Origin of the sequence: Thermoflexus sp. (genome assembly GCF_042408365.1) — a bacterium.
Taxonomy (GTDB): domain Bacteria; phylum Chloroflexota; class Anaerolineae; order Thermoflexales; family Thermoflexaceae; genus Thermoflexus.
The window spans coordinates 1-12,621 of the sequence record NZ_JBHOQJ010000001.1 but is presented as its reverse complement, the minus strand read 5'-3'; the positions used below and the strand labels follow the sequence as shown (position 1 = coordinate 12,621).

Below are 12,621 nucleotides of genomic sequence, written 5' to 3'. Positions count from 1 at the left end.
GAGCACCTGGCGCTGCACACCCACGGCTACATGGTGCCGCCGGATCTGTATTACCTGCGTGCCCGTGCGCGCAAGAAGGGCGACCGCAGCGTCGGCCTGCTCAGCGCCGCGCTCGGCAGCGCCCTCGACATCAAGCCGGTGCTGCACTGCAACCGCGGCGAGACCGGGGCGGTGGCCAAGATCAAGGGCTTCGAGCCGGCGGTGCGCAAGCTGTTCGAATTCACCATCGGCCGCATCCGCGCCGGACTGATGACGCCGACCGTGTGCCTGAGCTACGGCGGGGAACTGGCCGAGATGCGCGCCCTGCCCGGCTACGACGCGCTGCGTGCGGCCTGCACCGAACACAACATCGAGTTGTACGAAAGCGTGATGAGCCTGACCGGGATGGTGAACGTGGGCAAGGGCGCGCTGGTGGTCGGCTTCGCCGCCGAGCCGCACACGTTCGAGTGAACGCGCCACGCGGGACTCACCAGGCCCGCGCCACCCCGTCCACGCCCCGGAGCTTCTCGGCATGCCCACCCGCTACTACCTGCGCCTGCGCGACCCGGCCCGCGCCCGTGCCAGCGGCCAGTTCGCGTTCACCGCGCACGGCGCCGAGGAGTTCGCCGCGCAGTTGCAGCAGGCGCTGCGTAGCGACGCGCTGTTCCAGCGCTGGCGTCAGGCCCAGGAGGAGCCGGACAAGGTGGATCCGTCACTGGGCGCGACCGATCCGGCCGCGACCGTCCGCGGCCAGCAGCACGACCTGCACATCGACCTGGTCGCCACCACCACGCTGCCCGGCCGGATCTTCCAGCACCGCCTGCGGCTGCTGGCCGGCAGCGCCTGGGAACTGGTGGTTAGACCGCCACCCTCTCACCCCCGCCGCGCGGCGTCGATGGCGGCGTGGTCGATCTTCTTCATCGTCAGCATCGCCGCGAAGGCGCGCTTGGCCTCCTCGCCACCCGCGGCAAGAGCCTCGGTGAGCGTGCGCGGGGTGATCTGCCAGTTCACACCCCAGCGGTCTTTGCACCAACCGCACTCGCTCTCCTGCCCACCGTTGCCGACGATGGCATTCCAGTAGCGGTCGGTTTCTTCCTGCGTGTCGGTGGCGATCTGGAACGAGAAGGCCTCAGTGTGCGGGAAGGCGGGCCCGCCGTTCAGCCCGATGCAGGGGATGCCGCAGACGGTGAAATGGACGACCAATACATCGCCCGCCTTGCCCGAGGGATAGTCGGCGGGCGCGCGCAAGACGGCTGTCACCTCGCTGTCGGGAAAGATCGAAGCATAAAATCGTGCAGCTTCCTCGGCCTCTCGGTCGTACCAGATGCAAATCGTGTTCTTTGCGACAGCGGGGTTCATTGTTTTTTCCACTTTCAAATTATCCCGAGGGAAGTTTTTACTTCCAGCGACTTCACCAACGCCAGATAGATGGAACAGCGTTCCTGCCAAACACGGTACAGTCGCTGGATGTTCTCCTGAGTGTCTGAGGACTGAATCTGGATGGAGATCTGGATATTTTGAAGGTCAGGGATCGTTCCAGGCATCCCGAGTAATCCGCGTAAATCGGCATCGCGCTGAGCAACGGCCCGCACCTCAGTGACCTCCACACCAAGCTGGGGAGCTATGGTGTCACGGATAAACACCACAGCGCAGCCAGCAAGCGCGCTCAATAACAGCGCCGTTGGACTTGGTGCTTCATTCGTACCACCCAACGGTCCAGGAAAATCAGCCCGCCAGGAAAATGGTCCAGATTCGAATACCACCTGGGAACCATCACTACGTGCTTTGACTGTTGGCTTCACTTTTGCCTTGTCTGGAGCATCTTGCCACAGACGCATCGTTTCTTGAATTGTTGTGGAATTCATTGTTCCATTCTCCTTGTTTTTGAGTGGGTTAGTCTAAGTCGCTTTGAAAAAGCGGCACACATGCTTTAGCGATTTGGTCGATATGCCGATGGTCAGTGCCACAGCAGCCGCCCATCACGTTCAGTTTCGGCAGTCGCCTCTTGATTAGCATATACGGAAGCTGCTTTTTCCCACATAACTCCGATCCTTGCTTCGCGCGATCCCCCCCTAAAGCCTAAAGCGCTACCAAACGGCCCAAGGCATTTTTCACGCTACACGCTGGGCACACGGCTTCCAAAAACGATCTCCCCATCGTGCCATTCGGGGTCACGCTCCAGCAACGCCCTGATCCGCTGGTAACGCGCATCCTGCTCCGGACTCCCCGCATTGGCCCTATACGTCGCCCCATCTTGGAAGAGCACAACCATATAGTATTCGTGGGGATTGGTGTCCATACGATAGAGATATTCGGCGACGGCCCCCGGCACCCCCAGGACGTCGAAAGCCTGGAGCTCCTGGATCAGCGCGCTCTCCATCCCCGGCTTGACGCGCAATCGGGCAACGGTGCCATACATGGTTTGCCTCATCATAGGCCTCCAATAGAGCCTCGGATTGCAATTCTGCTTTCACACCATCCACTTTGATTCATAGAGATGATCATAATCCAGACCAGAAATGGACCAAAGGATGCCCGTTTTCTGCCCAATTTTGAGGAAGGGCCTTCTGATAGCCGATCGATGGGGGCTACCGTTGCTCCGGCCGGGGCGGCTGATCCCGAGCCACCCGCTGGCGTTGAATCGGCGGCCCAGCTGCCTCCTCCTCCCTCATCCACTCGATGCGAAGGGAGGTGGGGACGGTGCACCAGAACACCACGCTCTGCCCAGCAAGGATCTCCACCGCATGAGGCTCCATCATCCCTTCTTTCCCAATCGTCACCCGAGTCGCCTGATCCGGCCGGTATCGTTCCCCTCGAGGAAGCCGGACGCGAATCTCGCCCTCCCCCTTGCCTTCCGCTTGGAGCACACGGTAGATCCCCGGACGCACAAGGGTGACGGCGAAGAGATCTCCCGCCGGGATGACGTCGCTGCTATCGAGCCTCACGGCCTTCTCTCGACGGGTAATCTGAACGATCTTCACATGGTAGCGACCCACGCCATGCGAGACATAAAACCCGATCACGCCGCCCACCGCCAGGGAATAAGGCTTGTTAACCTCCGTCAGCGTGGCGAGATCCAAGTGGATCTGGTGAGGCCCCCCTTCGGCTACCACGCTGACCTGGGCCCGGTGGATCAGGCGTTCACCTTGCCATACCCACAGGTCATAATCCCCGGCCTCAGGGAAACGATGGAACAGAGTGGTCAGCACAGTGAGGGCCTGGCTGTCGAAGGCACGTTGGGCGAAGACCGGACGGTTCAGAACTACGTTTTTGCGCTTCATGGGTTAAGCTCCCACATCGGCTTGCAGGACCATCTCCGCATCGTTCACGCTCACGCTGAGGTTACGGATTGGGATACGCACCGGGATCAGCCCATTTGAGGCCGGCATGATCTCCAGCGGATCATCTACTTGATAAATGGGATTACAGCGGCTGAAGAAATCCAGAACCAGGGTGCCGATGAAATCCAAGAGGCCAAAGCTGACGTTGAAGAGATCGCTTAGCCACTCTTCGATCTCATCGGGGATGTCCAAGAGGGCACGGATCAGGTCAGCGACGCTCCCGATGATGGCCAGGATGAGATCGCGCACCCAGCCGCCGGGGATCAGCGCCGTCACCGCGCCTGTGAGGGCATCCTCGACCAAGTTCCCCACGATATCCGGGAAATCGAACAAGTCTACGTCGATGGTCTCCGGATCGATATGGATGCGCCACTGGTTGTGATCTGGCAACGGCTCGATGCGCAACGGGGCGCAGAGATCCGGCGAGGGAAGAGGTAAGGAGGCGTCAAAATAACGTACTACAAGGCGCGCGGTGAAGCTGATCTCTTGGGCAACGAAAGCGGCCAAATCGGTGGAGATCGAGACGTCCGGATCACCGCTGAAGACGCACACCCGAGGAAGACAGATGTCCGGGATCGGCCACGGCATATCGACGCAACCACCGCCCACGCAAAGCTCCGGGAGGTCCAGGCCCAGGGTCAACCGTAGTCGATCCCAGCGCACATCCAGCTCCCTCAGCTGGAGCGTCCCATCGTTGCGCAGATCGATGGAGCCACCCTCAAGATGCGCCTTGACATCATACCCAGCAGTGAAGGACCCAAAGCTCATCGAATCCGCCCTCTCGATGATCAGGTTGCGCTTGAGGAGATCGAAGGAGCGCCGGAAGACCCCCTCAGAGACCGCGATGGTCATGTGAGCCATGATCAGGCCTCCTCCACGACCAGATTAATGAAGGCCATCAGCTGATCTGATTCCACTGCGGGATTGTTCGGAACAGCCACGGGCGCGGGGGCAGGCTGCAGAGTGATCTCCTGGCCGATGGCAACGCCCTGCTTCTTCAGCAGATCCGTGAGGTTCAGGATCAGCGAGCCGATCGGCTGGCTCAGCCGCGGCAGGAGGCCGAGGCGTAGCACCGTCCGAATGTAACATTCGATCAGATCCTCCATCTCCGCCGGCTGAAGGTTAACAATCTCCAGCCCATCAAGCCGTAGCTTCAACCATTGCGAGTCGGGAGCCCCGACGGGACCCCATTCGAAGTGGGCGACGGCGAAGAGCTCCAGGCAAAAGCAGCGCAACCTGCGCGTCGGGAGGACAACCAGCTCCCGTGCGGGGATGCCGGGTGACAGCGCCGCCCGCGCAGGGCCCTGCGCACTCGAAAGGGCAAGAACCTCAATGGCAGGAATCAGCTCCCGGATGAAATCCTCCGATGGGCAATCCAGCCCAAAGCAGCCCTTCATGCGTAACGCAAGGCTCTGCACGGGCAGCGCCCCTAGCTCCGGCGGCAGCTCGATCGCGTTTCCGGGGTGGAAATCCATCTGCACATCGGTGAGTTGGAAACACCAGTTCAGCCCGATGGGCACAGGGGTGCCAAACACCGGGAGGGGGTCTTCTTCCTTGAACAGAGGATCGCCGGCGTCCTTCACTTCCGGAGCAACTGCGATGGGCACACAGAACAGATCGGGGCGTTTCGAGAAGAGCGCAGTGGCATAGTTAAACAGCGAGGGGCGCTGGCGCATCACATGTCGGACGACAAGTTGGATCCCATCTTCATGGATGCTGCCGTAAAGATCGCTGTGATCCGTGAACGGCATCGAAGCCTCCTGGATCCGCCCGCTCAGGGGAGCGCGCGTGGATCAAGGGGTGCTCAAGCCCCTCCGCTCCAACCGGACCGCTATTCGAGGGGCGGGAGCCGCCGAGGGTTGCCCCCTTGCCTTTCAAACCATAAACTGGAACAAAACCATTATCCTCCACCAACTTTGAATGATCCAGACCAAAAATAGCTCAACTTTTAATCAAAAGATGTTCATTTCGAGCATTCATCTTGGGCATGAATTTGGATGCTCTTTTGTTCAATGATCCATCGTTGCCGATGGAAGCTGATGAGGCTGCAAAGAAAGCGGGCAGTGCCTCCAAGGGACACTGCCCGCGCTTCCAAGGCCCCTCATCCCTCACGGGCCGATGGTTACTCAGAGGTCTCTTTCGGGGGGGATGGGACCGGGTTTCGGGAAAGGATGGAGGGCAGGTTCAACCCCGTGAGCGCCTCGACGATGACTGGCAGCTGGGCCAGCGCCTGGGCCAGATCTCCGGTAAATCGGCTGATCCCCGCGCCGTGTCCGTCTCCGATCAGGATGATGCGCTCGGTGCGGGAGAGCGGTTCGGCCAGCGCCTTGGCCAGCTCCGGCAGGATATCGACGATCATCTGCGTGAGCGCGGCCTCGTTATATTCCCGCCACGCCGCCGCCTTGGAGCGCATCGCCTCGGCTTCCGCCCGGCCGGTGGCCCGAATGTGCTCCGCATGGCCCATCGCCTCCGCTTCCAGCCGGTAGCGCTCGGCGTCGGCCAGGGCCAGGATCCGCCGCTTCTCGGCCTCCGCCGGCAGTTCCACCGTGGCCGTCAGCTCCCGCTGCTTGCGCTCGATCTCCTTCTCTTCGATCTCGATGGCCAGCTCTTTCTCCACCCGATGGACCGCCATCTCCTCTCGCTTGACCGCCTGGGCGACCCGGTATCGATGCAGCTCGTAAGCCAGGTCCGCCTCCGCCCGACGGGCTTCCAACTCCCGGCGGGCCTCCTCCACCGCCCGGTCCGCCTCCAGGCGGGCGATGCGGGCCACGCGGTCCGCCTCCGCCTCGGCGATCGCCGCCTGCTGGCGGACCTGGGCGATCCGCGGCCGGCCGACGGCGTCCAGGTAACCTTGCTCGTCGGCGATGTGGCGCACCGTGAGGGAGAGAATATCTAAGCCCATTCGCTCCAGGTCCTGACGGGCGGCCTCGCGGACCCGCTGGGCGAACTCCGCCCGGCGCAGGTAAAGATCTTCCACGCTCATCGTGCCCAGGATAGCCCGCAGATGGCCCTCGATGACCTGGAGCGCCACCCGGCGGATGTCATCCTTGGACCTGGAGAGAAACTGCTCAGCGGCGGCGGCGATGGAGGCCTCGTCTCCTTTCACCTTCACTTGAGCCACGGCATCCACCGCCACCCGCACGCCCTGGGCGGTATAAGCATCGGCGGTCTGGATCTCAATGGTGAGCAGCTCCAGGGAGAGCCGCTGCACCCGCTCCAGGATCGGCCAGACGAAGGTTCCACCGCGCACCAGCCGGTAGCCGACGATCCTCTTGCGGCCGTCCGGATCGACCACTTTCCGCTTCCGCCCGGAAACAACCAACACCTCATTGGGCCCTGCCTTCGTGTAGCGCCAGGCCCAGAGAGCGCTTAGGCCGGCAAGAGCGAACAGACCGATAACCAGACTCAGAGCGATCATGGGGCTCCTCCTTTAACACATTGTTCACCTCCAGCACTGAGCCTCTACTCATGCAGGCCCTGTGGGCCAACCCGCAGCGCAGTGGGGTCCCTTATGCTTCCCTCCTGAGCCAGAAGCCAGCCCATCGACCCGCGCAGGCTTTCCCGATCCGAGGCCAGGATGCCACGGATCGGTTCACCGTCCCCATCCAGCAGTGCGATCCACCACCCACAATCGAGATAGATCGGCCAGGACACAGGCTGCAGCCATCCGCTTCGGATCACAAACCCGCGCAGCTGATAACCGCTTCCCATCATGGATTCGCGGGCTTCACGGACCAAAGGCCCTGACAGATCGATGATGCAGCGATCCCGGATTCGCGCGCGCAATCCCAGCAAAAGCGCCTCCCACGCGGAGCCCGAAGCCACCGGGACCACGGATTCCGAAAGGCCATCGGGATAGATCAAGCATCCCCCCTCCAGAAAAACGGGGGTCCACTGGCCGCCTTCGGGATCCGTCAGAACTGCCACGGGCGGGATCCAGGACATCGCCTCGGAGAGGCGATAGATCTCCAGCGCCTCAGCGGGACATTCCCATAGATCCGCCACACGTTCCCGCAATACCTTCAGGTCCCCGGCGGACAGGATGGGCCCTTCCGGTTCCATGACCTGCCATTCTTTGAGGCGGTAGACCGGCGCCATCTGCATGCCTGTGGGCTTGGAAAGAGCAAAGCTATAAACTGGGAGCTGTCCCGCGTAGGTCAGGCTTTGCAGGGCCTCTTCCACCGCTTTCTTCAGGCCATAGGGAGTAGTGTGCTGACATTGCACGCCGCCAACCCACGCCGTGTAGCGCTCCTGCAGCACTCCATCCGTCCGGATCCGCTCCATCACAATAGGGAGAGCAATCCTTCGCGCCTCGAATTCGCCCTCCAACACACCCCAGACGCCATCCCGGCGCTCTGTGGAAGGGGATATTCGCAGGCCCAAGGAGGTCTCCGCGGGCTCCAGCTGATCGGAAACGCGCGCAGGCGATCCCTCAAGGATCCTCGTAGGGGTCTCCTCGGCTGTTGCGCCTTCAGGGGCAGAGGCCATCCGGTGCTGGGGGCGATGGAGGCGATGCGGCAGGATCACCCATAGCACCAGGAAGAACCCAAAAGCGAGAAGGCCGATCACGAGTTCCACCGAGTGCATTGGCAACCTCCCTTACTTATGGAAGCTCGAGCTGAAGCCGTCGGCCGGTTGGGTAAGCCTCCGCGCCGTGCTCCGTCAAATCGAGACCGAGGCGTTCCTCCTCAGCGCTCACCCGCAGGCCGATGGTTTGTCGGATCAACCAGAAGATGAGGAAACCGGTGCCCAGCGACCATGCGGTGACAACCACCATATCGATCACCTGAGCCACCAACTGACCCCAGCTTCCCACAATCAGCCCTGCCACGCCGCCATAGGTGCCGTCCGCGAAGAGGCCCACCGCCAGCAGCCCCCACAACCCAGCGAACCCATGCACCGCGGAAGCGCCAACCACATCGTCCACCTTCAGGATGCGCTCCACGAAAGCGGCCCCTCCGATCATCACCAGCGCTGCGATGCCCCCGATGAGCACCGCGGCCCATGGCGCTACGTAGGCGCACGGCGCGGTGATCCCCACCAAACCGGCCAGCGCCCCGTTGCAGGCCAGGGGCAGCTCCAACTTGCCCGTCCGGAAGAAGCCATAGTAGATGGCCACAACCGCGCCAGCGGCCCCGGCCAGGAAGGTGTTCACGGCGATCATGGCGATCCGCGAGTCCGTGGCCGCCAGCGTGGATCCGGGGTTAAATCCGAACCAGCCGAAGAAGAGGATAAAAGTGCCCAGGGTAACCAGGGCCAGGTTATGCCCCGGGAGGGCGTTCGGCGTGCCATCCCGATTGAACTTGCCCACCCGGGGGCCCACCATGGCCGCGCCGACCAAGGCGACGAAGCCGCCGACCGCGTGAACGACCCCGGAACCCGCGAAGTCTTTGGCTCCGACCCCCTCTCCGAGGAACGGTAAGTAGGCCGAGAGATCCCCCAGCCAGCCTCCGCCCCACACCCAGTGGCCGTAGATGGGGTAAATCAGTGCGGAGATGAGGAAACTATAAGCCAGGTAAGCCGTGGTTTTGGTCCGCTCCGCCATGGCTCCTGAGACGATGGTGGCCGCGGTGGCAGCGAAGACCATTTGAAAGAACCAGAGCGCCGCCGTTTGATCGTTGTAAGCCAAACCGGTCAGGAAGAAACCGGAGGTGCCAATCCAAGGCGTTCCGCGCTCCAGGCCCGGAGCCAGCCCGGACCCGCCGAACATCAACGCGAAGCCGAAAGCCCAGAACGCCAGCCCTCCAATCAGAGCATCCATGAGGTTCTTCGTCAGCACAGCGACCACATTCTTCGATCGAGCGAAACCGGCCTCCACCATTGCGAACCCGGCCTGCATAAAAAAGACCAAGAAGGCCGCGATCAGGGTCCAGGCGAGGTTGATCGCGCGGCCCAGCTCCTCCCGCACGACCTCCACTGTTCCGGACTCCGGCGATGGGCCCTGGGCCAGCGCCAGCCCATGGGTCAGCGCCAGAGCCAGCGCGAACAACCCGCTCATTACAGCCAATCGTCGTATCTGCCAGTGCGCCATTCATGCCTCCTGATCAAAAGCTGCTACCCAGATTTCCTAGGGGATATCTGCTTATCACCCATTCAACGTGCAGCTTGTTCAGCGCCACTTACGGCGGACGGCTGAGCAGACCCGGTCACCATCCCCGGCAGCAGCCGGCGGCCGGTGGCGTAGCCCTCCACACCCATCTCTGGGATGTCCAGGCCGGCCAACTCATCCGCCCGGGACACGCGTAACAGCCCCAGCGCGTTCAAGACGCGGAAGAACACAAACGAAAGGCCACCGGCCACGATCACGATCGAGGCGATCTCGGCAATCTGCGCGAGGATCTGGGTCGTGCCGCCGTACAGCAGACCTGTGACGGGCGTGGGGACACCGTTCCACATCGCTGTGTCGGGATTGCCGTTGGCGAAAATGCCGACGGCCAACAGGCCCCACATTCCGCCGAAGAAGTGGACGGGGACCGCGCCGACGGGGTCGTCAATCTTGAGTTTCTCCAGCAAGAGCGTCGTCCAGCACACGATCAGGCCGGCCACCAGGCCAATGACCACCGCCGCCCAGCTATCCACAAACGCACATGGCGCCGTGATCGCAACCAGGCCTGCCAGAATGCCGCTGACCGATAGCACGGGATCGGGCTTCTTGCTTGGGCCGACCAGCCACGAATAGAACATCGCCGACACCCCACCCGCCGAGCCGGCCAGCAAGGTGTTAATGGCGGCGATGACCGCCAGATTGCGGGAGGCACCCGTGAAGCCAAGCGCTGAGCCGGGGTTAAAACCGAACCAGCCGAAGAATAGGATGACGGTGCCTAGTACGCCCAGCGGGATGTTATGAGCAGGGATGACGTTGGCTGAGCCGTCTTGGTTGAAGCGACCGATGCGCGGACCCAAGACGAGGGCCCCTGCCAGACCGACAGCGCCGCCAACCATGTGAACCACGCCCGAACCGGCGAAGTCCACAGCTCCATTGCCCAGGCCCAACATGCGGCCCAGGTTCGCCAGCCAGCCGCCACCCCACACCCAGCCGCCGACCAGCGGGTAGATGAACATACTGACCCACAGGCTCATCAGGACAAAGCCGACGAACTTGAGGCGCTCGGCCATGGCGCCGGTCGGGATCGTGGCCGCCGTGTCCATGAACACCATCTGGAACAGGAAGAAGGTCAGCAGGCCGAAATTGGCGCTGAGGCCAGCCAGCATAAAACCGCTGAGGCCCAGCACACCGACATTGCCGATGAGCAGCGGCTTGGCCAGTAACGGCGCACCGGAGGCATCGGTTAACGGACCCAACGTGCTCGGTGCAAAAGACCAGGCGGGCAGATTGGGGCCGATTTCAGGATAGGTGTAATTCATACCGCCGAACTGAAAGGCGAAGCCGGTCAACCAATAACCGAGCGCCCCAATGCAGAACACCATCATGTTCATCATCATAGTGTGAGCGACGTTCTTGGCCCGGGTGAAGCCGGTCTCCACCAAAGCGAAGCCCGCCTGCATGAAGAACACCAGGAAGCCCGCCAGGAGCGTCCACATGACGTTTAGGCTGACGATGGCATCATCGATCTTCTCCGTAGGGTCCGGCCCCTGCGCGAGCACAGGCGAGGCCGTCACGGCAATGACGAACATCACAGCAACAATGAACAGCGTGATCAACACCGACCGCAACAGAATGTTTCGCATGGTGCCTCCTTATTCGCCTCACGCCTCAACGGCCGGCTCCGCCGGACGCCGGTACGATGCGACGAAAGTCATCTTCAATAGCACAGGCGTAACCAGTGTCGTTGCCAGCGTCATCACCACGACCGCCGTGTACAGGGTCGGGTTGAGAAGGCCCATCTTGCGCCCTAACGTGGCCATGACCAACGCGACCTCACCCCGAGCCACCATCCCGGCCCCGATGCGCAGCGACTCGGTTGGTAAGCAACCGCTCAGCCACGCCCCCAAGCCACAACCGACCATTTTGGTCACTACGGCCAGCGCGGTTAAGAGCGCAATGAAAGCCGACAGCATCCCGAGCGCTGGCACGTGCGCCTCCAGCCCCACGGTCACGAAGAAGACAGGCACCAGTAGGCCGTACCCCAGCGCGAGCGTCCCAGCGGTCACCTGCGGTTTGAGTTGGGTCTGAGCGATCATGATGCCCATCAGATAAGCGCCCGTGATGGCGGCAAGACCGCCGAACTCCTGCGCGGCCCAACTCGCCACCAACACCAACGCTATCACGAGGGCCAACCCGCTTTCGCCCGGATGATGTCGGGCGATCCAGCGGGCCATCGAGTTGATTAACCGTCGGCCAAACAGGAAAGCGAACCCGCAAAAGGCGGCCATCTTCAGCACAGCCAGCAGCGGGCTCCCCAGGCCGATCAGACCGGTGATCAGCGCCAGCACCACCATGCCCAGCACATCGTCAATAACCGCCGCGCCCAAGACGGTCATCCCCACCCGGCCTTGTAGCTGACCCAGTTCGCGCAGCGTCTGGGCCGAGATGCTGACGCTGGTGGCCGTGAGCGTTGCACCCAAAAACAACGCCTGGGATTCTGTGAGGTTGAAGGCCCGACCCAGAGCCAGCGCCGTCACGAAGGGCAAGACCATACCGCCTACAGCTGTCCAAAATGACGTCGGACCGACGCGGCGCAATTCACGCCAGTCTGTCTCCAAGCCGGCGATGAACATCAGGACGATGACGCCCAGGTCAGCCACGGTTTTCAGCAACTCGGTCGGGCGCAGCCAACCCAAGCCAGCCGGGCCCAGCATCAGGCCGAACAAGAGTTCGCCGAAAACGGACGGCAAGCCCAGCCATGCGCTGATCCGCCCGCTGAAGCGAGCCCCGATCAGGATACCGGCGAGGGTTAAAAGCACGAAAGACCCTTCCATGACGCTTCCCCTAAGGATTTCAGAGCGAACCGGGCGATTCATAACCTCACGCTTTGGTACCCGCTCAGCCACCCCGCCCATCCCTGAACACTCCGAAGGGCATCGAGATGAGCCCGGCCAGCCCTGCCTTTTCATGAACGCCTGTAGGATGGCAAAGCGGGTTCGTGAATGATTCGCCCAGATTGTAAAAAACCGGGGAACACAGAGCTACAGGTTAGGAGAACAAAAATCGGGAATTTCGCTTTAGGCGATGTGCACAAATTCGTCCCTCGAAATGGGATATCCGGAGGTCTCACGAAGAGAGGGGGATCCTTGGAGAATACACGGTGGGTAGCGGGGCCCCTTCCCCCCGGCCCTTCGGACCGTGAGGAGGGGGGAGAAAAGATGTTTTGGGGGCGAGCCGGGCGCCAAAGGCGCCCGG

12 protein-coding genes and 2 pseudogenes are annotated in these 12,621 nt (G+C 62.2%); 2 read left to right on the top strand and 12 right to left on the bottom strand.

Going from position 1 to position 12,621, the window contains the following annotated elements:
- On the top strand, window positions 1-450 hold a 450-nt coding region (locus tag ACFMO5_RS00070; protein WP_376790730.1), incomplete at its 5' end, for a DegV family protein.
- A gap of 61 nt (window positions 451-511) precedes the next feature.
- A pseudogene (locus tag ACFMO5_RS00065) lies at window positions 512-832 on the top strand (hypothetical protein); the annotation flags it as partial.
- A 20-nt stretch (window positions 833-852) separates the two neighbouring features.
- Here the strand turns inward: ACFMO5_RS00065 and ACFMO5_RS00060 are convergent.
- The 12 genes and pseudogenes from ACFMO5_RS00060 to ACFMO5_RS00005 all read right to left on the bottom strand — a co-directional run bounded on the left by ACFMO5_RS00060 (window position 853) and on the right by ACFMO5_RS00005 (window position 12,200).
- Window positions 853-1,338 carry a VOC family protein gene (locus ACFMO5_RS00060; RefSeq protein WP_376790729.1) on the bottom strand — a complete coding sequence of 162 codons (486 nt, stop codon included), beginning with the start codon at window positions 1,336-1,338 and terminating at the stop codon, window positions 853-855.
- Window positions 1,339-1,352: 14 nt separating this feature from the next.
- Complete coding sequence (locus tag ACFMO5_RS00055) at window positions 1,353-1,844, bottom strand: OsmC family protein (RefSeq protein ID WP_376790728.1); 492 nt, start codon at window positions 1,842-1,844, stop codon at window positions 1,353-1,355.
- Window positions 1,845-1,872: 28 nt separating this feature from the next.
- A pseudogene (locus tag ACFMO5_RS00050) lies at window positions 1,873-1,980 on the bottom strand (homocysteine S-methyltransferase family protein); the annotation flags it as partial.
- Window positions 1,981-2,095: 115 nt separating this feature from the next.
- On the bottom strand, window positions 2,096-2,410 hold the full coding sequence (locus ACFMO5_RS00045; protein WP_376790727.1) for a putative quinol monooxygenase: 315 nt from the start codon (window positions 2,408-2,410) through the stop codon (window positions 2,096-2,098).
- A 157-nt stretch (window positions 2,411-2,567) separates the two neighbouring features.
- Window positions 2,568-3,260, bottom strand: a complete 693-nt coding sequence (locus ACFMO5_RS00040) for a hypothetical protein (protein WP_376790726.1) — start codon at window positions 3,258-3,260, stop codon at window positions 2,568-2,570.
- 3 nt (window positions 3,261-3,263) lie between these two features.
- A complete protein-coding gene (locus ACFMO5_RS00035; protein WP_376790725.1) occupies window positions 3,264-4,181 on the bottom strand; it encodes a hypothetical protein in 918 nt (305 codons plus the stop codon).
- 2 nt (window positions 4,182-4,183) lie between these two features.
- Window positions 4,184-5,071 carry a hypothetical protein gene (locus tag ACFMO5_RS00030; RefSeq protein ID WP_376790724.1) on the bottom strand — a complete coding sequence of 296 codons (888 nt, stop codon included), beginning with the start codon at window positions 5,069-5,071 and terminating at the stop codon, window positions 4,184-4,186.
- A gap of 371 nt (window positions 5,072-5,442) precedes the next feature.
- Complete coding sequence (locus tag ACFMO5_RS00025; RefSeq protein WP_376790723.1) at window positions 5,443-6,738, bottom strand: flotillin family protein; 1,296 nt, start codon at window positions 6,736-6,738, stop codon at window positions 5,443-5,445.
- 44 nt (window positions 6,739-6,782) lie between these two features.
- Window positions 6,783-7,907 carry a hypothetical protein gene (locus ACFMO5_RS00020; protein ID WP_376790722.1) on the bottom strand — a complete coding sequence of 375 codons (1,125 nt, stop codon included), beginning with the start codon at window positions 7,905-7,907 and terminating at the stop codon, window positions 6,783-6,785.
- Window positions 7,908-7,923: 16 nt separating this feature from the next.
- A complete protein-coding gene (locus tag ACFMO5_RS00015) occupies window positions 7,924-9,351 on the bottom strand; it encodes an ammonium transporter (protein WP_376790721.1) in 1,428 nt (475 codons plus the stop codon).
- A gap of 62 nt (window positions 9,352-9,413) precedes the next feature.
- Window positions 9,414-11,009 (bottom strand): ammonium transporter, encoded by a 1,596-nt coding sequence (locus ACFMO5_RS00010; RefSeq protein WP_376790720.1) that lies wholly within the window; start codon window positions 11,007-11,009, stop codon window positions 9,414-9,416.
- Between the two features lie 18 nt (window positions 11,010-11,027).
- A complete protein-coding gene (locus ACFMO5_RS00005) occupies window positions 11,028-12,200 on the bottom strand; it encodes a cation:proton antiporter (RefSeq protein WP_376790719.1) in 1,173 nt (390 codons plus the stop codon).
- Window positions 12,201-12,621 lie beyond the last annotated feature (421 nt).